The sequence below is a fragment of the Halorussus salinus genome, from assembly GCF_004765815.2.
In the GTDB taxonomy this organism is placed as follows: domain Archaea; phylum Halobacteriota; class Halobacteria; order Halobacteriales; family Haladaptataceae; genus Halorussus; species Halorussus salinus.
Genome location: NZ_SBIS02000011.1, coordinates 1 through 19581 on the forward strand (window position 1 = coordinate 1; position 19581 = coordinate 19581).

Sequence of the window (19581 nt, forward strand, 5' to 3'; positions counted from 1 at the left end):
CAGGCCGGGGTGTCCGCTCTCGCTCCACAAACTCCAAGTCAATCCACGAACTAGAACCACTGAGGCGGTTGAATTTGGTCATAGAGCAACCGAAGAACGACCGCCTCGCTCTTAACTGAACACGGCCCCCACATACTCCCACAGATTTATCTACCGCGGCTACCGTACTAGACTTCATGACAATGTTCGAGTACGGTCAAGACGGGGACGAAAAACAGGCGTACGTCCCTGAAGGAGTCCTGAAGGGAATCGAGGACATTGCTGAAGGCCGTACTCTCAGCGACGAACAGTTCGACGAAGTTCTCGACTTGTGAACTACCCTACCCTATTCGCTCACGGCTGACGCCGTTTGCTCCTTGAGGGTAGGGCTTCCTGCTTCCAAGACGCGCTTTGCAGGAACTGTCGTGGTTCCCGTAGGGAGCGCAGTCTCCACAGGCGTTGATTCGGAGCGTCCCTCTCCTACGTGTTTCGCACCACGAGAAAGAATGTTTCGCGCCGCGTTCGCGTCCCTGTCGGCGGTGAATCCGCACGACGGACAGGAATGTTCGCGGACCCACAGCGGCTTGTCCGTCTCAACGCCACACGCCGCGCACTCCTTGGTCGTCCCTGCTGGTTCAACCGCCACGAAGTGCGTCCCTTCGCGTTCACACTTGTATTCGAGCATCCGGAGGAACGTTCGCCACGCAGCAGACGCCGTATTGCGACTGTTCGACGCCGACTCCATCATCCCCTTCACGTTCAAGTCCTCTACGGCTACAAGGTCGTATTCCCGAGCGTAGAAGTTCGAGAGTTTGTGCAAGAAGTCACGGCGCTTGCGGCGGAGGTCTGCGTGACACTCCGCGACTTTCCGCCGTTGTTGCTCGTAGTTGTTCGACCCGTGTTCCTTCCGCGAAAGTTTCCGTTGTTCGCGTTCCAACCGTTCGCGTTCGTCCGAGAGGTCAACCGATTCGACGGCGTGACCGTCGGTGTCGTGGGCGTACTTGAGAATCCCCACGTCGATACCGACGCACCGCTCGGGTTTCTCAGGCGGCTCGGGCAGTTCTCGGTCCATTTGAACCCCGAAGGTGGCGAACCACTCGCCCGTCGGTTCCTTCTTGAGCGTGACCTGTTTCACCGTAGCGTCGTCGGGGATGGGTCGGTAGAGTCGAATCGGGATATCCGCAAGTTTCGAGAGTGACAGCACAGTCCGACCGCCCTTCTTGTCGAGCTTGAAGCCAGACTGACTATACGTGAAACTACGGAACTCCCGTGGTGGCTTCCACTTGAGTTGGCCGACGCCGTAGCCGTTGTTCTTGAGTGCAGAGAGGCTCTTGAGGTTATCGAACAGGCGTTCGACGACTGTTTGAAGAACCTTCGAATACACGTCCGAGAGATCGTCCCACCATTTTTTGAGGTCGGGGAGTTCCGACCGCAGGGTGGTCATGGACGGCAGTTCGCCGTGGTCGTCTTGGTACTCGTTGAGGCGATAGCGCGTGTGGTTGTACAGTTGCCGACAAATATCGCGGTGGCGGTCCAACTCCTCGCGGTGGGCATCGGACGGTTCGAGGCGATACTTGTAGGCGTAGTACATGGCGCTACTCGCGTTGGTCTTCGACGTACTGCTTCAGCACATCCAGCGACACCTGCCCCGTCGAAATGAGGCAGTACGAGTCGTTCCAGAAGGAGTCGCCCCACAGGTCGGTCTTCAGTTCATCTTCGTACTCGTTGCGGATTCGGCGGGCGGTTGCGCCCTTGACCGTGTTGATGAACTTCACGAGGTCCGTGGTGGGTTTCGCTCGGAACAGGATGTGAACGTGGTCGTCTTCGCCGTCAAGGTTGGTCAGTTCGACACCGTAGTTGTCCGCGAACCCGCTGATGACCTCGTGAATGAATTGGGTTCGCTCCTCGGTTAACACTCCGCGCCGATACTTCGTGGTGAGTATCAGGTGGTAATGGAGCGAATACGTCGAGTGCGAACCTGAATCGAGGTCGTATTCCATTGGGTTCACCCAATATTGGGATACCCCAACGCAAAAACGTTGCGATTACATGGGCCTGTGGGCCTGTAACAGAATAGTGTGCGAACAGATAATGACGGCGCTGTATCCCCTCCCTACTGCGCTACTCGGGCTTGGCCCTGCGTTGCTCGTTGAGGACGGGGGCTTAGCGCCTGCATTCAGCTAACCCGCTTATTTCAAAGCAGTTTAGTTAGCTCCCTGAATAGCCGTAAATGAGCAGACGTGAGTACTGTAAAACTCTCTGACGAAGAGAACTATGCTATTCTTGCCGAGCAGTTCGGTGAGGGGATATCGTCGTTGGGGGCTACAGACCAGCGACGAGTAGTCAAACGACTATACACGGTCTTAGATAGTAGCAATCCACAGTACTACATCTACGAAACTGTCGAAGGTTGTGACGAACTGCAGGTCATCCGGGAAGGTGATTCACTTCGGATTTACTGTCGGCTCGTGATGGGTATTCCGCAGAATAATAAGCACTACAATGTCCTCTTCGCGTTCTACGTCGATACTCACGACTACGAATCTAAAACGCTATCTCATCTTGACGAAGCCGCCGAGCAGTGGTTAGAGGAGATAACTGAATTTTCCGCAGTTACGGACGTTGACGCGTATCTCCAGACCCACGACGCGAAAACGCCGGAGTTCTTCGCGGACCGACTCGACCGGTAGTTTCGGCGATTTTCGACGGTATCGCTACTCCGAATCCAGATGCTCGCGCGTCCGCCCCGAGTAGCCCAAGACGACCGCTATCACGAGCAAGGCCGCGAACCCGACGACCAGCGCGCCCTGCAACGCCGCCACGACGGCCATCCCGACCGCGCCGACGGCCGCGATTTTGTACTGGTTCGTCCAGATGCCGCGGGTGCCGGTCAGCGCGAACGAGAACGTCAGCAGGTACAGCAGGAGTCCGGACTGGGAGAACCCGCCGAGACCCAACAGGACGTACGCCCCGATGAATCCGAGGAGGACGACGACGCCGACCGAGAACCCCTTCGCCAAGACGACGCGCGTGTTGGCCATACGTTCCCTTGTCCGGCCAGCGACATAAACGTCAAACGTTAAGCCCCCTTAGCCTCGATTGGACGACATGAATAATCCCTTCTACGAGTTGGGGCGACTCTCCGCCGGGCGCAACGTCTCGCGTCTGCTGGCGAGCGTCGTCGCCGTCCTCGCGCTTCTCTTCGTCCTCCCCTTGGCGGACCCCCTGACAGTCGCGGGACTGCTGGCGCTCGGACTCGTCCTCGCGGTGCTTTCCAGCGCGGTCGAAATCGTGGGTCCCTACGAGAAGCGCGCGCTGACGGTGTTCGGCGAGTACCGGAAACTGCTGGGACCGGGGCTGAACGTCGTCCCGCCGCTGGTGAGCAAGACTCACACCTTCGACATGCGGACCCAGACCCTCGACGTGGCCGAGCAGGAGGCCATCACCGAGGACAACTCGCCCGTGACCGCCGACGCGGTCATCTACCTCCGCGTGATGGACGCCGAGAAGGCGTATCTGGAGGTCGAGGACTACGAGAAGGCGGTCTCGGACCTCGCCCAGACGACGCTCCGAGCGGTCATCGGCGACATGGAACTGGACGACACGCTCCGCCAGCAACGGGAGATAAACGACCGCATCCAGCGGGAACTCGACCGGCCGACCGACGAGTGGGGCGTCCGCGTCGAAGCCGTCGAGGTCCAGTCGGTGATGCCGACGCCGACCGTCGTGGACGCGATGGAGCAACAGACCGCCGCCGAGCGCCGCCGCCGCGCGATGATTCTCGAAGCGCAGGGCGAGCGCCGGAGCGCCGTCGAGAAAGCCGAAGGCGAGAAGGCGTCGGAGGTCATCCGCGCGCAGGGCGAAAAGCAGAGCCAGATTCTCGAAGCGCAGGGCGACTCGATTTCGACGGTCCTCCGCGCCGAGTCCGCCCAGTCGATGGGCGAGCGCGCGGTCATCGACAAGGGACTGGAGACGCTGGACGCCATCGGACAGGGCGACTCGACCAGTTTCGTCCTGCCCCAAGAACTCTCGTCGATGGTGGGTCGCTACGGCAAGCACCTCACCGGGAGCGACGTGAAAGAACGGAACGGCGAACTCGACAGCCTCGACTTCGACGCCGAGACCGAGGAGCTACTTGGACTGGACGAGGTGGACGAACTGGCGGGCGGCGTGGACACCGACGAGACCGCCGAACTGGACGAGACCGCCGAAGTCGCCGACCCCGAGTCGGAGTAGACGGCCCGACCGCTCGTCGGCGTCGGGCGACGACGTTCGTTTCCCGCGCCGACGGAGACCATGGTACTTATTGTCTCGGGGGTGTAATGAAAGACCGTGATGAGTTACGACGACCGACCAGTCGGCGGACTCGACGGGAGCGAACCCCCTCGCGGGGACGCGAGCGAACGCTCGGACACTCGACTCGTCCGGCGGGTGATGGACCGACTCCACTCGCTGGGCGAACGTGTCGCGAGCTACTCCCGAACGTGGTCCGGGCGGTACGTCGAACAGCAGGCGCAGTTGTACGAAAAGAGTCGCTGAGGGCCGCGTCGCCCTCGATTCGGAGCTGTTTTTCTCGTCGTCCTACTCGTCCAGTCGCACGGTCATCACGGGCACCGGCGACGCGCGGACGACTTTCTCGGTGACGCTCCCGATGAGGTAGTGGTCCAGTCCCGTCCGGCCGTGGGTGCCCATCACCACCACGTCCGCGTCGGCCTCCTCGACGTACTCCAGAATCGCGGACTTCGGGACGCCCGATTCCACGACCTCCTCGACGGGCACCTCGTCGGGGAGTCGGGCCGCGGTCTCGCTGGCGGCCTGCGTGGCGCGCTCGCGCTCGGACTCCTCCCACGCCTCGGCCGCGACGCCACCCGACGGACTCTCGAAGCGGTTGCGCGAGTCCGCGACCGCGAGGACGTGGACCGTGGCGTCGTAGTTGCGGGCGATGCTCGCGGCGTGTTCGGCGGCCGCCGCGGTACCGTCGCTCCCGTCGGTCGGCAGGACGAGGTCGTCGTACATCAGACCACTCCTCCCGACGCCATCAGGAACAGCGCGGTGGCGATGACCGCGAACAGGCCGCCGACGAACTTCTTGATGGTGCCGGTGTCCAGCGCGGCCGAGACGTACGGCGCTATCTGGCCGCCCGTGGCCGTCGCCGGGACCGTCCAGACGACGATGTTCCACGGCGTCGAGGAGAGACTCATCGTGTGGCCGCCGACGAGTCCGCCGCCGAAGACGTGAACGACCGACGCGAGGATGGCGGTCGAAGCCACGACGATGTGGTTGGTCCCGATGGCGACCCGGACCGGAATCTTCGAGCCGAGCATCGAGATGATGCCCAACTCGCCGATGCCGAACCCGGCGAGTCCTTGGAACGTGCCGCCGATGCTGTAGTTGGCGAACCGCCGCAGGTAGCCCGACCGCTCGTAGGTGTAGTCGTTGCCGTCGCGGTCCACCCGCGTCACGACGCCCTCGTCGTCGATTCGGACGCCACCCTGTCCGGGCTTGGCGGCGTCGTTGGGCAGGTCGGGCGTGCCGCCGTCGGTCTCGGCCGCGGCGGCCGCGCCCTCGGACGCGCCGTCCGACGAGCTACTCGGCTCCTCGTGGCCGAGGTCGGCCTTGAACAGGAGGTAGGACGCCGCCAACAGCGCGAGTCCGAGGAGGGTGTGGAACACCGGTTCCGGGATGAAAAACGACAGGAGCGCGCCGCCGACGACGAACGGGACCGCGCCGCCGACCAGCGAGAGCGCCAGTCGCCGGTCCACGAGACCGTACTGGACGAACGCCAGCGCGGAACTCGACAGGCCGAACGACTCGCTGATGAGCCCGATTTTGACGAGCGTCTCGGGTTCGAGCGGACGGGCGACCAGCGGGAAAATGAAGATGAGGAACGGCACGAACAGTGCCGACCCGCTGATGCCGACCGTGTTCACGATGGTCGCGCCGAGCATGAACACGGGGAACAGCCACCAGTACTGGAGCCAGTAACTCCTCCCGGCGTCCGCGGGCGCGATGCCCCCGAAGACGACGGTTCCGACGAACACCACGGGCGCGAGGAACACGAACACGTGCTGGTACTTGAGGAACGTCTCCATCAACCGCTCGTACGACGACGACGGCGTGACTTGTTGTTCGGTCATGAATCTCGATTACGTCGCTCGCGCGGCGAGACCGTCGCGTCGCTGGGAGACGACTCGATGCTCGGCGGACGCCTCACCGGAGACTCGACGCGCCCGAGCGGGTAGCGACGGCTCCGGAGCGGGTCGGAATCGGGTCGGGAAAACGAGGAGCGTCGAGCGGTCCGAAGCGAAACGAGTGGGAGAGATCATCGGCTACGTGAACCCTCCTGTGGGGGGTTGGATGGGGTGTCCGGGGTGCGAACGCGCGTGCGTCTGCTCTCGGTTCATAGTACCGGCGAGTAACAGATTGGCGGTAAAAAAGTCTTGATGAAGATATCTACTATTTGCTTCGATTATGATGTTCGTTTCCCCGAACGTGTTTCGAGCCGACAATCTTGTCGGCTACCCCGGACCGGCCGGTGGGTCGCCGGGACCGGGGACCTGCGAGCGAATCGCGGTCAGCCGACCACTCCGAAGCCGAACTGGGCGTACGGCCAGAAGTAGTAGACTGCGACGCCGACGACGATAGCCGGAATCGTCGTGTAGATGGTGGCGATGATGGCGGCCTTCAGGTCGATGGCCATCAGCGGGAACAGCGCGTCGCCGTCCTGACTGATGGCGTTGGCCGTCAGCGCCGAGAAGGGGATGTCGCCGTTCGCGTAGAGCGTGGCGAAGACTATCTGGGGCGCACAGCCGGGGACGAGTCCGAGCGTCGCGCCCGCAATCGGGGCGAGGACGCCCGCGGCGGCCGCCAGCGCGCCGATGTCGAGCGCGAAGACGACCACGCTGTACTCGTAGAGGAGGTAGGCCGCGAGGACCCAGACGGTCACCATGCTGGTCTCCATGGCGGCGTGCTGGAACGTCTCGTAGGCGCTCTCGAAGTCGTCGCGGACGCGCCCGGCCTCGCCCTCGCCGATGAACCGGCGGCCGACGAAGTGGAGGTAGAACGACGCCGAGGTCCCGAGCAGTCCGGCGACGGTGAACAGGCCGAAGAAGGTGGGACCGAACTCCAAGGCGACCTCGGGGGCACCGCGGCGCAGGTACTCGACGCCAGCGACGAGTCCGGCGAACGCGACGACCCACCAGAGGACGTGAACGCCGTGGCTGAGAGTCGTCATCGCTCCGGAATCGGTTCCGACCGCTCGGGCGTCGTGGCCGCACGCGGCGTCCTCCTCGTAGTCCGGGATGCTCGGGCCACCTTCGGCGACGCTGGTCGTGGCGAACCCGCCGTCGGTCATCGGCCGACCGATGCGCTCTACGGCGTCGTCCACGCGGCCGATGCCGAGACCCCACAGGTCGATGGCGTAGCCGAACAGGACCGCGGCGACGAACGCCAGTCCGTAGGCGTAGAGCGCGGCTTCCGGCGCGAGCGCGAGGATGACGAACGCGGAGTCGCCCGCCGTCGCCGCGAGCGCGGCGACGACCGTCCCGAAACTGACCGTCCCGCGGACGTACAGCGGCATGGCGACGATAGCGCCGCCACAGCCGGGCGTCAGCCCGAGGAGACCGCCAGCGATGGGCTGGAGTCGCTCGTTGTCTTCGAGAAACCGGACGACGCGACCGCCGGTCCGATACTGGACGTAGCTGAACAGCAGGACGGTGATGGCGACGAACGCGCTGACCTGTACGAAGCCGTCTCGGACCGAAAATACCAAGATTTCGAGTGCTTGCTCCGGGGATATCACGCCGACGACACCTCCCGCGGAGCCGACCGATGGTCGGCGGTCGCTACGCGGCGGAGAACATTTGCGACCGGGCTGGGGTCACCGCCGACGCGACCGGGGAAACTATCGACTCGACCGGCGGCGCGTCTGCTGGGAGTCGCGGGCGTGCGGAGACGAACCGTCTCCCCGTCGGGAACTCTCGATAACGCAGGCGTATCGTCGCACGTCATGTTTGAATCTAACAGCTGTAGTTGATACGTGGAAGTATAAAATAGTACCTGTCTAAGCTAAGGATTAGACTAGTCTAATTCAGGCGGTCGCACGAGCGAGTGCCGGGGTAGCGACCGGAGTACAGCTGTCGGCGAGCGCGAACTCGGCGTCTACGCTCGCTCGTTCGACGCGTAACTGCTCGGTACTCGACACTCGACGTTCGATTTCGGACGACTGCGAACGGTCGCCCCGAGAGCGGGGCGGCAAAAGAGCGTCAGAACCCGTCGGTCGGTTCCGGCACGCCCTCGCCCTCCACGTCTACGTCCACGTCGAACTCCTCGCGCAGTTCCCGGATGCGGTCGCGGATGTCGGCGGCGAGTTCGAATTCGAGGTTGCTCGCGGCCTCGTTCATCCGGTCCTCCAACTCCTCGATGTGCGCCTCGGCCTCGTCGTCGGTCTCGGGTTCGCCGTCGGTCACGCCGGAGGTGTCGGTCTTGCTCCCCGGCAGATTGGCCTCAGAGACCTCCTTCTCGATGGTGGTGGGTTCGAAGCCGTTCTCCTCGTTGAACTCCTGCTGGATGGCCCGACGGCGCTGGGTCTCGTCTATCGCGGCCGCCATCGCGTCGGTGGTCTCGTCGGCGTAGAGGACCACCTCGCCGTTGACGTTCCGGGCGGCCCGGCCCATCGTTTGGACGAGCGACGTTTCGGACCTGAGGAATCCCTGCTGGTCGGCGTCGAGGATGGCGACGAGCGAGACTTCCGGGATGTCCAGTCCCTCGCGCAGGAGGTTGATGCCCACCAGCACGTCGAACTCGCCGAGGCGCAGACCCCGGACGAGTTCGTGGCGCTCCAAGGTGTCGGTCTCGTCGTGCATGTACTCGACCGCGACGCCAGCCTCCTCCAGATACTCGGTCAGGTCCTCGGCCATGCGCTTGGTCAGCGTCGTCACGAGGACGCGCTCGTCGTTTTCCGTCCTGCGGTCGATGCGGTCCATCAGGTCGTCTATCTGCCCCTCGGCGTCCGAGACCTCGACCTTCGGGTCCACGAGGTGGGTCGGGCGAACGATCTGCTCGACTATCTGGTCGCTCTGCTCGCGCTCGTAGTCGGCGGGCGTCGCCGAGACGTAGAGGGTCCGGTCGGTCTTCTCCTCGAACTCGTCGAACTGGAGCGGCCGGTTGTCGTAGGCGGTCGGCAGGCGGAAGCCGTTCCCTACGAGACTGTCCTTCCGGGACTTGTCGCCCGCGAACTGGCCCTTGATTTGGGGGACAGTCTGGTGGGACTCGTCGATGACCGTGAGGAAGTCGTCGGGGAAATAGTCCAACAGCGTGAAGGGTGCGTCGCCGACCTCGCGGTCCGAGAGGTACACCGAGTAGTTCTCGATGCCCGAGCAGTACCCGGCTTCCCGCATCATTTCGAGGTCGAAGGTCGTGCGCTCCTCGATGCGCTGGGCGGCCACGAGGTCGTCGTTGCGCTCGAAGTACCGGATGCGGTCGTCCAAGTCGTCCTCGATTTCGGCGATGGCGTCGTCCATCGTCTGCTCGGGGATGGAGTAGTGTTCGCCGGGGTGGACCAGCACCGCCGACTCTTGGGAGACGACTTCCCCTTCGAGGGGGTCTACCTTCATCATGCGGTCTATCTCGTCGCCCCACAACTCGACGCGCACGGCGTACCGGCCGTACATCGGGAAGATTTCGACGGTGTCGCCTCGGACGCGGAAGGTGCCCTGCGTAAAGTCCACGTCGTTGCGCTCGTAGTTCAGGTCCACGAGGCGAGCGAGGAGTTCGTCTCGCCCCACCTCGTCGCCGACTTCGAGGCGCAGGCTCATCTCCTCGTAGTTGCGCGGGTCACCGAGACCGTAGATGGCCGACACCGACGCGACCACGATTACGTCGTCGCGGGTCAACAGCGAGCGCGTCGCGGAGTGACGCAGGCGGTCTATCTCCTCGTTGATGGAGGCGTCTTTCTCGATGTACTTGTCGGTCTGCTCGACGTAGGCCTCCGGCTGGTAGTAGTCGTAGTAGCTGACGAAGTACTCGACGGCGTTGTCCGGGAACAGGTTTCGGAACTCCTCGTACAACTGCGCCGCGAGCGTCTTGTTGTGCGCGATGACGAGGGTGGGTTTCTGTATCTCCTCGACCACCCACGAGACGGTGTTGGTCTTCCCCGACCCCGTCACCCCGAGCAACGTCTGTTTCTCCATGCCCGACCGGAACCCCTCCGCTAACTCCTCGATGGCCTCCGGTTGGTCCCCCGCGGGGTCGAAGGGCGCATCGACCCGGAACTCCGACTCGGCCTCGGGTCTGTCGGGCGAAAGCGGCCCGCTGTCGGCGTCGCTCATTGTGAAGCGAGGTAGGGATTGGAGCTACTTCAGATGGTCGCTTATCGAGTCGAAGCGGGGAACGGAGGTACTCGAACGTCTGTGACACCCGACCCGTGACTAGTCGCCAGAACCGATATCGTCGCAAGCACAAGCGAACACGTCGGCGAAGGAGCGAATCCGGTCGGTACCCCGGCGATACCGCCGAGGAGAAGCGCGAGGAAGTCCCGGAAGGACTCGGATAGCGACTCCGGGACCGCCGAAATCAAGTCTCAAGCGGGTCGTTTAGCACACGGGCTTCGGATTCACGCCCATCCCTTCCAGCGTCTCGGTGTACTCGTCGTAGGCCGCCTGAATCGCACCGCTCGCCGCGTCGAGCGCCGCGTCCCACTCCTCGTCGCTCTCGCAGACCTCGGCCAACAACGCCGTTCCGCGCTCCAACTGCCCGTCCAAGTCGTCGCCCAAGTTCCGGAACAGTTGGGCGGTCTGGGGGTCGGCCTGCCCGACGAAGAACCCGACCATCTGCTCTTTGGACTTCTCGCTGGCCAAGGTTCGACCCAAGAAGCCGCCGACGCGAGCCGGGTCGTCTTCGAGGTCCCGCAGGTACTCGTGGATGGCGGGCACCTCGCTCGGGTCGTGGTCGTCGGGCGTCTCGCCGTCCAGTTTCCCGAGGACCTGCTCGTAGTGGTCGCGCTCTTGGTCGGCGAAGTCGGCGAAGGTTTCCCGGACCTCCTCGGCGGCCGCGTCGTCGGCCCACTGCCCGAACGTCTCGCTGGCGGCGTACTCGGCGTCCGCGGCGGCGCGGAACACGGTCTCGGGTTCCATCTCACCCTCGGTCTCGGCGTAGAGCGACTTCGAGGAGCCCAGTCGGGAGAGGGCGGTCTCGTTGTCGTCGCGAACCGAATCGAGGAACTTGTCTGCGTTCATGCTCCGACGTACGGAAACCAGTCGCTTGTAAGTAGCGCCTCCGGCGAGAAATCGCCCCCATCTCCCGCGTAGCGACCCTACGCCGCGTCGAGGGTCACCACGACCACGGTCCCGCCCGAATCGCTCTCCTCGAACCGCAGGTCGCCGCCATACCCCTCTACGACCCACTTCACGAGCCAGAGACCGAACCCGCTCCCGTGGTCGAGTTGCGTGAGGTCGCGGTCGCCGGTCAGGACCGCCACCTCGTCGGCGGGGATGCCCGGCCCGTCGTCGGCGACGCGAATCTCGACGCGACCGCCGGTCTCCTCGGCGGCGAGTCGGACGCTCGGGGCCTCGCCGTCGTGGTGACGAATCGCGTTCTCCACGAGGTTGCCGAGGACCCGGCGCAACTGGTCGTTCGCCCGGACCGACGAGTCCCCCGGAATCGCTACCTCGATGTCGGCGTCGGGGTACTCCTCGCGGTACTCGGCGACCACCTCGTCGGCGACCGGTCGGAGTTCGACCGAGCGGGTCGGGGCCGCCTCGCTCTCGATGGTCTGCTGGATGTCGGCGACCTTGTCGTACATCCCGCCGAGGTCGTCGGCCTTGCGCTCGACCCGACCCGCCACGTCGGCGAGTTGCGGGTCCTCGACCTCCGCGGTCAGTCGCTCGGCGAACCCGCCGAGTACCTGCACGTCGTTGCGGAGGTTGTGACGGATGAGGCGGTTCAACACCGCGGTCTTCTCGCGTTCGGTGGCTAGCTCCTCGGCGCGGATGCGACGCACGTCGTTGACGCCGATGATGACGTGGGCGGCCGCGCTGACGCCCAGCACGGTCGCCACGACGAACGGCGGGACCGCGACCGGTCGGTAGAGATAGACCAACCCGAGGACCAATCCGAGGACGACGACGCCGAGCGTGTTCCAGCCCGCGATGCGAAGGGTGTTCGTCGCCGAGAACCCGGCGCGATGTATCAGGTAGCCCGCGGCGACGAGGACGAGCGCGACTACCGTCCCGAGCCCCGCGAGGAGGCCCGCGACGAGGGATTCGGGTCCGGCAACGAGTCTGGAGACGGTCGGCACGAGGAGACCGAACCCGGTGAGCGCGATGACGCCGCTTCCGGCGGTCCGGCGTGGGTCGCCACCCGTCCGACCGTCGCCGGTCTCGTCGGACGAGAGCGGCCCGGCGATAGTTTCTCCGATTGACGACATCTACCGAGATAGACGTGACCGGAGACGTATAATTCCGACGCTCTCGACGGTCGCTCCCGATACCCGAACCCTTTGGCGTAACTCGTCCGAAAGACGAGTATGACCGCGACCGCCGAGCGACAGGCCGAGCGCACCGTCCTTCTCACGGGATGCGGGTCCGGAATCGGCCGCCGGACCGCCCGCGCGTTCGCCCGCGAGGGCTGGACCGTCTACGCGACCGACCTCCGGGCGGACCTGCTCGACCCACTGGCCGACGAGTGCGAGACCGCCGAACTCGACGTGACCGACAGCGAGCAGTGCGAGGAGGTCGTCGCCCGAGTCGCCGACGAGGCCGGAGGCATCGACTGTCTGGTCAACAACGCTGGCTTCGGCGTCGTCGGAGCCATCGAGGACGTGTCGGCCGACCTCGCCCGCGAGCAGTTCGACGTGCTGGTCCACGGGCCCCACCGCCTCGCGCGCGCCGCCCTGCCCCACCTGCGAGAGGCCGGGACCGGCCGACCCGGTTCCGGTCGCATCGTCAACGTCTCCAGCGTCCTCGGCCGGGCGGCGTTCCCCGGTCTGGGCACCTACAGCAGTGCGAAGTTCGCACTGGAGGGCTTGACCGACGCGCTCCGACTGGAGGTCGCCCCCGAAGTCGAGGTGGCGGCGGTCGAACCAGCGTGGGTCCGGACGAACTTTGAGGCGGCCGCGATGGACCGCATGGCCGACGCCGAACGCTCCTCGGCATACGACGACGTGTACGACCTCTACGAGCGCGGTGCCGCCCTCGACGGCGGCCCGCTCGCGGTCGGCCCCGAACGCGTCGCCGAGACTATTCTCCGGGCCGCCACCGACGCGGACCCGAAGACGCGCTACCCGGTCGGGTGGGTCGCGCGAGCCATCGTCTCCTCGCGGATTCTGCCAGACCGCGTGCGAGACAGGGCTATCTGGAGGCTGGCGAAGTCGGCAATCGAACTGCGAAAATGGGGATTAATTTGACTCGGTTCGATGCGTCGTCACTCGCGGCGTCCGGAGACGTGAGGTTCGCTAGCAGTTCACGTTCCACTCGTAACAGTCGCGGGGGTCATTTTCGCCGACGCCGCTGCACATCGTCGAGACTCCGCCGGTGATCGTAATCGGACAACTATTGTTATTCACGTTCACGTTGAGGGCACTGGTCGCGTCGTCAGTCGTTTCCGCGGTCACGTCGGCACTCGGCGTCGCCGCGGCCGAACCGCTAAGTACTGTGAGAGCGAGCGCGGCCGCGAGTGCGAGTTTCAATGTTGTCGATGTCATGGGGTAGGGCTGCTTTCTTGCTGAAGCAGTGGGAGTAATTCTCAAACAGGGACGTAAATATTTTTCTAAATTTACAATCGTAATATGAATCTCTGTCTGCCCTTAACGTGAGTCGTGTCCTACCACAGCAAAAGAAAAGACCAGCCGTAGGCGCTTGCTCCTCGCCGTGTCGCTTCGAGAACTCGTGTGCAACGCTTTCCCGCTCTCACCCTCGCCAGCGCCAGTGGAGAGTAGGAATTACTCGCGCTGAAACGGTCGCTCGCTACTCTCCGCTCCCAGCGCCAGCGGAGAGTAGGTTATCTCGCCGCCTGACGGCACGCTCGGCCGCTACTCTCCGCTGCCGTGCTTCACGGCTCGCTACGCTCGCCGTTCCGCTTCGAGGACTCGTGCGCTACGCTTACTCGCCCTCGCCAGCGTCAGCGACGAATAGGGGTCGCTCGCGCTGAAACGCTCACTCGCTACTCGCCACTGCCGGTCTCGATGGGCGCGTCCACGAGGTTGCCCCACTCGGTCCACGACCCGTCGTAGTTCACGGTGTCGTCGTAGCCCAGCAGTTCGTGGAGCGCGAACCACGCGACCGAGGAGCGCTCGCCGATGCGGCAGTACGCGACCGTGGTGCCCTCGCCGTCGATGCCCTCGTCCGCGTAGAGGTCCGCGAGTTCCTCGCGGGTCTTGAACGTCCCGTCGTCGTTCGTGACCGCGGCCCACGAGATGTTCTTCGCGCCGGGGATGTGGCCGCCGCGCTGGGCGGTCTCTTGGAGGCCCGGCGGCGCGAGGACCTCGCCGCTGTACTCCTCGGGCGACCGAACGTCCACGAGGGGAACGCCGCGGTCGATGGCCTTCTCCACGTCGTCGCGGTAGGCCCGGATGGACTCGCGGGGACCCGCGGCGTCGTAGGTCTGCGCGGAGAACTCCGGCACCTCGTCGGTGGTCGGGTAGTCGTTGTCGAGCCAGTAGTCCCGGCCGCCGTCGAGCAGGCGCACGTCGTCGTGGCCGTAGTACTTGAACTGCCAGTAGGCGTAGGCCGCGAACCAGTTGGAGTTGTCGCCGTAGAGGACGACCGTCGAGTCCTCGGTGATGCCGTGGGAACCCAGAAGCTCCTCGAAGTCGGCCTTTTCGAGGATGTCGCGCTGAGTCTGGTCCTGCAGTTGCGTCTCCCAGTTGAAGCCGATAGCGCCCGGCGCGTGGGCCTCGTCGTAGGCCTCGGTGTCTACGTCTACCTCCACGAGTCGGTACTCGGGGTCGTCGCTCTGGAACTCGTCGAGATGCTCCTCCACCCAGTCGGCAGTGACGAGAACGTCGTTCGCGTACTCTGAATCGCTCATAACCGTCTAGTGGTTCACGGCCTCGCGTTATATCCTCTTTACTTACGGTAGCTTACGCCTTCTGTCCCCCGTCCCGGAGATTTTTGCCGATACCCGGCGCGCTGGTCTCCGGCCGGTCGCGTTCGACGTGTCTCCCTTCCCGAGAAGCAGAAATACTTGCTGGTAGCTGTGAGATTTGGCGAGGAGCGACCGGAACCCGAGGCATTTAGCCGCGGCCGCCCTACCCCCGGCCGATGAACGAGAACGTCGTAGTCAGCGCCGACTGGCTCGCCGACCGCCTCGACGAGGTGCGGGTCGTGGACGTGCGCGACGCGTGGGAGTACGACGGCATCGGCCACGTCCCCGGCGCGGTCAACATTCCCTTCGACAGCTTCCGGGACGAGGAGGGCGACGCTCCCGGAACCCTCCCCGGCGAGGAGGCGTGGGCCGACCTGCTCGGCGAGGCGGGCATCTCCGCGGACGACACCATCGTCGCCTACGACGACACCCACGGCGTCTTCGCGGCGCGATTCCTCGTGACCGCGGAAGCCTACGGCCACACCGACCTCCACCTGCTAGACGGCGACTTCAGTTCGTGGATGCGCGAACACGAGACCGAGAGCGAGGCCCCCGAGGTAGAGCCGACGACCTACGAAGTTCGCGCGGTGCCCCGCACCGCGGAAGAGACGAGCGGCGACGAGCCGCGAGTTCGGGACCTCGACCCCGAGGAATCGCCCTTCGTGGACCACGAGGAGGTCGAGGAAGCGGTAGACGACCCGAACAGCGTCGTCGTGGACACCCGCGACGACTGGGAGTACGACGAGGGGCACATCCCCGGCGCGAGGCTCCTCGACTGGAAGGAACTGGTGGACGACGAGACCCGCGGGCTGAAGCCCCGCGACGAGTTGGAGGAGATTCTGGCCGACCACGGTATCACGCCCGACAAGCGCGTCGTCCTCTACTGCAACACCGCTCGGCGCATCAGCCACACCTACGTCGTCCTCGCGTCGCTGGGCTACGACGACGTGGACTTCTACGAGGGGAGTCTGACCGACTGGGAGGCGGTCGGCGGTCCCATCGAGACCGAATCGTAGCTCCGAGACGCCGACGGCGGAGTCCCGAGAATCCGGGCGAATCGAAGTCCGAAGCGGTCGGCGGTCGCTCGGCGAGCGCCGACGCCCGTGAGGAACTATCCCGCGCTCCGAGAGGTCTCGAAGGGTATGATTTATACTTTCCATCTTTGAAGAGCCTGTGTGAATCGCGCGCCCACTCGAATACTCACCCTGTTCTTGGTCGTCGGCCTGTTGGCCTCGCCGGTCGGACACGCCGCGGCCGCGCTCTCGACGGACTCGTCGGGTGCGTCCGCCGCGACGACGGGACCGGCCGCGAGCGCGACTGACGCCGCCCGCGCCGACGTGACCTACGTCGAGGACGACGTGACCGAGAACACCACGTGGACCGCCGACGGCGGTCCCTACCGCATCGCGGCGGACGTGACCGTCGAGGAGGGCGCGACGCTGACGGTCGAACCCGGCACCGCCGTCCAACCCGCGGCCGACATCACGATTACGGTCGCGGGCACCCTCACCGCGGAGGGGACCGCCGCCGACCCCATCACTATCGCGACCGCGCCGCAGGCCCCCGACGACGTTCGCTGGGCCTCGATTCGGTACGCGGGCGACGGCGACTCGCGGCTCTCGCTGTCGCACGTCGCGCTCGAAAACGCGACGAACGCCGTGACGGTCGCCAGTCCCGCGGGCCGCATCTCGCTCTCGGCTGTCACCGTCCGTAACGTCGCGCAGGACGGGGTTCGAATCGCCGACGTGACCGGGACGCCGAGAGTGACCGTCGAGGACTCGACGTTCGCCGACGTTGGCGGCCGAGGAGTCGCCGTCACGCCCGGCACGGGCGCGGTCGGGAAGTCGCGGGTCACGTCGAACTCGACGGGGTTGAGCAACGTGACCGAGCATCAACTCGCGCTCCGGCCCGGTCTCGACACGACGATGGACGCCTTCTACGTCTCCTATCGCGGCCACGGCGACATCGGCGACGTGACCCGCGGTTCGTTCCGACAGTTCGGTCTCGACCTCAACGACAACGGGAGCGTCGAGCGGTCGCTGTTGCCGCTCGTGCGAAACGTCACCAGCCCCCACAAGAACAGCTACGAGATACAACTCCGGCGGTCGGTGACGATTCCGGCCGACGCGACGCTCCGCGTGGCGTACAAGCGAGTCGAAAATCCCAACACCTTCGGCACGTATCCGGTCGAAGTCGCCTTCGAGACGAACGAGGTCGCCCAGACCGCGACGACCGTTCTGCCCTTCCGCCTGCGCTCGGACGGCGGGCAACCCGCGCTGGACGAGGCCACGAGTCGCGCCGGTGGCGTCACGGTCCGGGACTCGACCTTCGAGTCGGTTGGCGAGCAGGGCGTGTTCGTCGCCGCCGACCGGACTCGCAACGTCCGGGTCACGGGCAACTCGTTTTCGGGCACTCGCGGGTCGGGCGTCACCTTCCGCGGACGAGAGGTCGGCGGTGTCGTCGCGGGCGGGAACCGCCTCGCGGAAATCGGGCCGACCGCCGACGGCATCCGGGTCGTCGCGCGGAAAGCCTCGGAGTTGACCCTCCGCGAGAACCGCATCTCCCAAGCCGACGCTGGCGTCGGCCTCTACGCCCGCAACGGGAACGTCGAGGAGATTCGGCTCTCCTCGAACGTCGTCACCGACAGCGCGACCGGCGTGCGCGTCTATCACCGGCCGGAGTACTACTCCCAGCGACTCTCGCTGACGGCGACCGGAAATCGGTTCGCCGACAACCGCGGCCGGGGCGTCTCGGTCGTCGCGCCCTCGTCGCGTCTCAGGCGGACGACGTTCCGGGGCAACGAGATTTCGGGTAACGGCGACGTTGGTCTCTACTTCCGGGGGAACGAGGTCGCCAGAATCGCGCTCCGGGACAACCGAATCGAGCGCAACGACGCCGCCGGGGTGCGCGTCCTCGCCGGAAAGTTCCTCCACTCGTCGGTCCGGAACAACACGCTCGTGGAGAACCGCGGCGACGGGATGGTCGCGCGGACGGGACTGGTCGTCCACAACCTCTCGCTGTCGGAGAATCGCGCGCTCGACAACGCGGGCGTCGGCCTCAACATCAACAACAGTCTGACCCACGCCGGAGCGGTGAACCTGACCGACAACCTCGTCGCCGCCAATGCCTACGGCATCCGGGTCGCTGGCGCGTTCGACGGCCGAATCCTGAACAACACGGTCGTCTTCAACACCCACGGCGACGCGCCGGTCGAACTGCGGGACTACCGGCCGGGAACCGGCATCGTGGTCGAGGAGGGCGACGCGGGCGCAATCTTCCGGACCGGCGACGTGAGCGAGACGCTCAGGGAACTGGTGGACGACCAGCAGGTCGAGAAGCGACTCGACGACCGCGTGCCCGACACGTACACGGTCGTCCTCCGGCCGGACAGGGAGGCCTACGTCTGGGAGGGGAGCGAGACTGCGCTCTCGGTGCGGGCGCTCTCGGAGGACATCCCCACGGGCGTCGTCCTCCGGAAGGCCGACGAGAACCGACAGGGCGTCGTCGTCCGAGGCAACGACGTGTACGGCCACGTTCGCGGCATGACGGTCAACGTCGAAACGCTCGTGGACGCGAACACGACGACCCGCCTGTTCGTCAACGCGACCCGGACCGTCGTCGCCGAGCGCAACTACTGGGGTGCCGACGGCGGCCCGACCCACGCCTCGATTCACCCCGAGGGGACCGGCGACCTCGTGGTGACCCGGCAGGGGTGGGTGGACTTCATCCCGTCGGCCTCCTCGCCGTTCGGTCCCGAGCGCGAGCGCCCGGTGGCGAGCGTCGCCGCCTCGCCGAACCCCGTCGCCGTCGGCGAACCGGTCGTCCTCTCGGGGCGCGCGTCGAGCGACGCCGACGGTCGCGTCGAGGAGTACCGGTTCACCCTTCTCCCGCCTGAGAACGGCACGCTCGAAAACGTCACGGGACCGACGAAGAGTGGACCGTCGTCGCCCGACGCGACCGCCACCTTCGGGACGGCGGGCAACTACACCGTCTCGCTGGTCGTGGAGGACGACTTGGGCGTCGAGAGCGCGTCGCCCGCGAACGCGACCGTCGCCGTCCGCAACGAGTCGGCGATGCCGACGACGACGACCGAATCCGCGACGACCAACCCCACCACGACGGCGGCCTTCGAACCCCCCGTGAACGCGACGACGACGCCCGCGGACAGTTCCGAGGGCGGTCTCGTCCCGCAGATGTCGGTGTTCACGACGTTGGGCGGCCTCCTCGGACTCCTGCTGTACGGCGGCGGTCTCGCCCTCGGCGGCGTCGGCGCGGTCCAGACGGTCCGGCGCGCGGGCGTCCCGGCCGACGGCAAGACCATCAACGGTCTCGCGGTGGCCGGAATCTCGGTCTGGGTCGTCTCGGGACTGCTCGGCACCGACGGACTCCTCGCCGTCGGGGCCGCCAGCGGCGTGCTGTGGGTCGCGCTGATCGTCCTGCTTTGGGCGCTAGTTCGGTTCCTCCTCGACTGAAAAACGGTTCTCGACCGCTAACCTGTTTTTACTCCGAACTACGTCACCC

At 65.4% G+C, this 19581-nt stretch carries 17 protein-coding genes; 7 read left to right on the top strand and 10 right to left on the bottom strand.

Going from position 1 to position 19581, the window contains the following annotated elements:
* Positions 1-176: 176 nt before the first annotated feature.
* Complete coding sequence (locus tag EPL00_RS19390; protein WP_162224277.1) at positions 177-314, top strand: hypothetical protein; 138 nt, start codon at positions 177-179, stop codon at positions 312-314.
* An 11-nt stretch (positions 315-325) separates the two neighbouring features.
* Here EPL00_RS19390 and EPL00_RS19395 read toward each other — a convergent pair whose 3' ends face one another.
* Positions 326-1570, bottom strand: coding sequence for an RNA-guided endonuclease InsQ/TnpB family protein (locus EPL00_RS19395; RefSeq protein WP_135854978.1), 1245 nt, complete (start codon positions 1568-1570; stop codon positions 326-328).
* A gap of 4 nt (positions 1571-1574) precedes the next feature.
* Positions 1575-1979 (bottom strand): IS200/IS605 family transposase, encoded by a 405-nt coding sequence (tnpA, locus tag EPL00_RS19400; protein WP_135854999.1) that lies wholly within the window; start codon positions 1977-1979, stop codon positions 1575-1577.
* Positions 1980-2219: 240 nt separating this feature from the next.
* Between tnpA and EPL00_RS19405 the strand changes: the two genes are divergently transcribed.
* A complete protein-coding gene (locus EPL00_RS19405; protein WP_135854977.1) occupies positions 2220-2669 on the top strand; it encodes a hypothetical protein in 450 nt (149 codons plus the stop codon).
* Between the two features lie 24 nt (positions 2670-2693).
* Here EPL00_RS19405 and EPL00_RS19410 read toward each other — a convergent pair whose 3' ends face one another.
* A complete protein-coding gene (locus EPL00_RS19410; RefSeq protein WP_135854976.1) occupies positions 2694-3020 on the bottom strand; it encodes a hypothetical protein in 327 nt (108 codons plus the stop codon).
* 67 nt (positions 3021-3087) lie between these two features.
* Between EPL00_RS19410 and EPL00_RS19415 the strand changes: the two genes are divergently transcribed.
* Together EPL00_RS19415 and EPL00_RS19420 are read left to right on the top strand one after the other, a co-directional pair.
* The gene (locus tag EPL00_RS19415; RefSeq protein WP_135854975.1) at positions 3088-4215 is read left to right on the top strand and encodes an SPFH domain-containing protein; all 1128 of its coding nucleotides are present in this window, start codon (positions 3088-3090) and stop codon (positions 4213-4215) included.
* Between the two features lie 99 nt (positions 4216-4314).
* On the top strand, positions 4315-4518 hold the full coding sequence (locus EPL00_RS19420; protein ID WP_135854974.1) for a hypothetical protein: 204 nt from the start codon (positions 4315-4317) through the stop codon (positions 4516-4518).
* A gap of 42 nt (positions 4519-4560) precedes the next feature.
* On the opposite strand, the gene EPL00_RS19425 is transcribed toward EPL00_RS19420, so the two are convergent.
* The 6 genes from EPL00_RS19425 to EPL00_RS19450 form a co-directional block, all read right to left on the bottom strand.
* Entirely contained in the window at positions 4561-4995 is a 435-nt protein-coding gene (locus tag EPL00_RS19425; protein ID WP_135854973.1) for a universal stress protein, read from the bottom strand.
* The gene (locus EPL00_RS19430; RefSeq protein WP_135854972.1) at positions 4995-6116 is read right to left on the bottom strand and encodes a sulfite exporter TauE/SafE family protein; all 1122 of its coding nucleotides are present in this window, start codon (positions 6114-6116) and stop codon (positions 4995-4997) included. Before EPL00_RS19430 ends, EPL00_RS19425 begins: the two co-directional genes overlap by 1 nt.
* A 437-nt stretch (positions 6117-6553) precedes the next feature.
* Positions 6554-7780: a putative manganese transporter gene (locus EPL00_RS19435; protein WP_135854971.1), complete on the bottom strand. Its 1227-nt coding sequence runs from the start codon at positions 7778-7780 to the stop codon at positions 6554-6556.
* Between the two features lie 463 nt (positions 7781-8243).
* Positions 8244-10307, bottom strand: coding sequence for an excinuclease ABC subunit UvrB (uvrB, locus tag EPL00_RS19440; protein ID WP_135854970.1), 2064 nt, complete (start codon positions 10305-10307; stop codon positions 8244-8246).
* 264 nt (positions 10308-10571) lie between these two features.
* Entirely contained in the window at positions 10572-11213 is a 642-nt protein-coding gene (locus EPL00_RS19445; protein WP_135854969.1) for a rubrerythrin family protein, read from the bottom strand.
* Between the two features lie 77 nt (positions 11214-11290).
* Positions 11291-12403: a sensor histidine kinase gene (locus tag EPL00_RS19450; RefSeq protein ID WP_135854968.1), complete on the bottom strand. Its 1113-nt coding sequence runs from the start codon at positions 12401-12403 to the stop codon at positions 11291-11293.
* Positions 12404-12502: 99 nt separating this feature from the next.
* Here EPL00_RS19450 and EPL00_RS19455 point away from each other — a divergent pair, with 99 nt between their 5' ends.
* On the top strand, positions 12503-13381 hold the full coding sequence (locus EPL00_RS19455; protein ID WP_135854967.1) for an SDR family oxidoreductase: 879 nt from the start codon (positions 12503-12505) through the stop codon (positions 13379-13381).
* Between the two features lie 755 nt (positions 13382-14136).
* On the opposite strand, the gene EPL00_RS19460 is transcribed toward EPL00_RS19455, so the two are convergent.
* Positions 14137-15003 (bottom strand): sulfurtransferase, encoded by an 867-nt coding sequence (locus tag EPL00_RS19460; protein ID WP_135854966.1) that lies wholly within the window; start codon positions 15001-15003, stop codon positions 14137-14139.
* A 233-nt stretch (positions 15004-15236) separates the two neighbouring features.
* On the opposite strand from EPL00_RS19460, the gene EPL00_RS19465 reads away from it, so the two are divergent.
* Positions 15237-16076 (top strand): sulfurtransferase, encoded by an 840-nt coding sequence (locus tag EPL00_RS19465; protein ID WP_135854965.1) that lies wholly within the window; start codon positions 15237-15239, stop codon positions 16074-16076.
* A gap of 159 nt (positions 16077-16235) precedes the next feature.
* Positions 16236-19532, top strand: coding sequence for a right-handed parallel beta-helix repeat-containing protein (locus EPL00_RS19470; protein ID WP_135854964.1), 3297 nt, complete (start codon positions 16236-16238; stop codon positions 19530-19532).
* Positions 19533-19581 lie beyond the last annotated feature (49 nt).

Coding starts and splice junctions, on each gene's coding strand:
- EPL00_RS19390 (WP_162224277.1), top strand. CDS start 177: ATGACAATGTTCGAGTACGGTCAAGACGGGGACGAAAAACAGGCGTAC.
- EPL00_RS19395 (WP_135854978.1), bottom strand. CDS start 1,570: ATGTACTACGCCTACAAGTATCGCCTCGAACCGTCCGATGCCCACCGC.
- tnpA (WP_135854999.1), bottom strand. CDS start 1,979: ATGGAATACGACCTCGATTCAGGTTCGCACTCGACGTATTCGCTCCAT.
- EPL00_RS19410 (WP_135854976.1), bottom strand. CDS start 3,020: ATGGCCAACACGCGCGTCGTCTTGGCGAAGGGGTTCTCGGTCGGCGTC.
- EPL00_RS19415 (WP_135854975.1), top strand. CDS start 3,088: ATGAATAATCCCTTCTACGAGTTGGGGCGACTCTCCGCCGGGCGCAAC.
- EPL00_RS19420 (WP_135854974.1), top strand. CDS start 4,315: ATGAGTTACGACGACCGACCAGTCGGCGGACTCGACGGGAGCGAACCC.
- EPL00_RS19425 (WP_135854973.1), bottom strand. CDS start 4,995: ATGTACGACGACCTCGTCCTGCCGACCGACGGGAGCGACGGTACCGCG.
- EPL00_RS19430 (WP_135854972.1), bottom strand. CDS start 6,116: ATGACCGAACAACAAGTCACGCCGTCGTCGTCGTACGAGCGGTTGATG.
- uvrB (WP_135854970.1), bottom strand. CDS start 10,307: ATGAGCGACGCCGACAGCGGGCCGCTTTCGCCCGACAGACCCGAGGCC.
- EPL00_RS19445 (WP_135854969.1), bottom strand. CDS start 11,213: ATGAACGCAGACAAGTTCCTCGATTCGGTTCGCGACGACAACGAGACC.
- EPL00_RS19450 (WP_135854968.1), bottom strand. CDS start 12,403: ATGTCGTCAATCGGAGAAACTATCGCCGGGCCGCTCTCGTCCGACGAG.
- EPL00_RS19455 (WP_135854967.1), top strand. CDS start 12,503: ATGACCGCGACCGCCGAGCGACAGGCCGAGCGCACCGTCCTTCTCACG.
- EPL00_RS19460 (WP_135854966.1), bottom strand. CDS start 15,003: ATGAGCGATTCAGAGTACGCGAACGACGTTCTCGTCACTGCCGACTGG.
- EPL00_RS19465 (WP_135854965.1), top strand. CDS start 15,237: ATGAACGAGAACGTCGTAGTCAGCGCCGACTGGCTCGCCGACCGCCTC.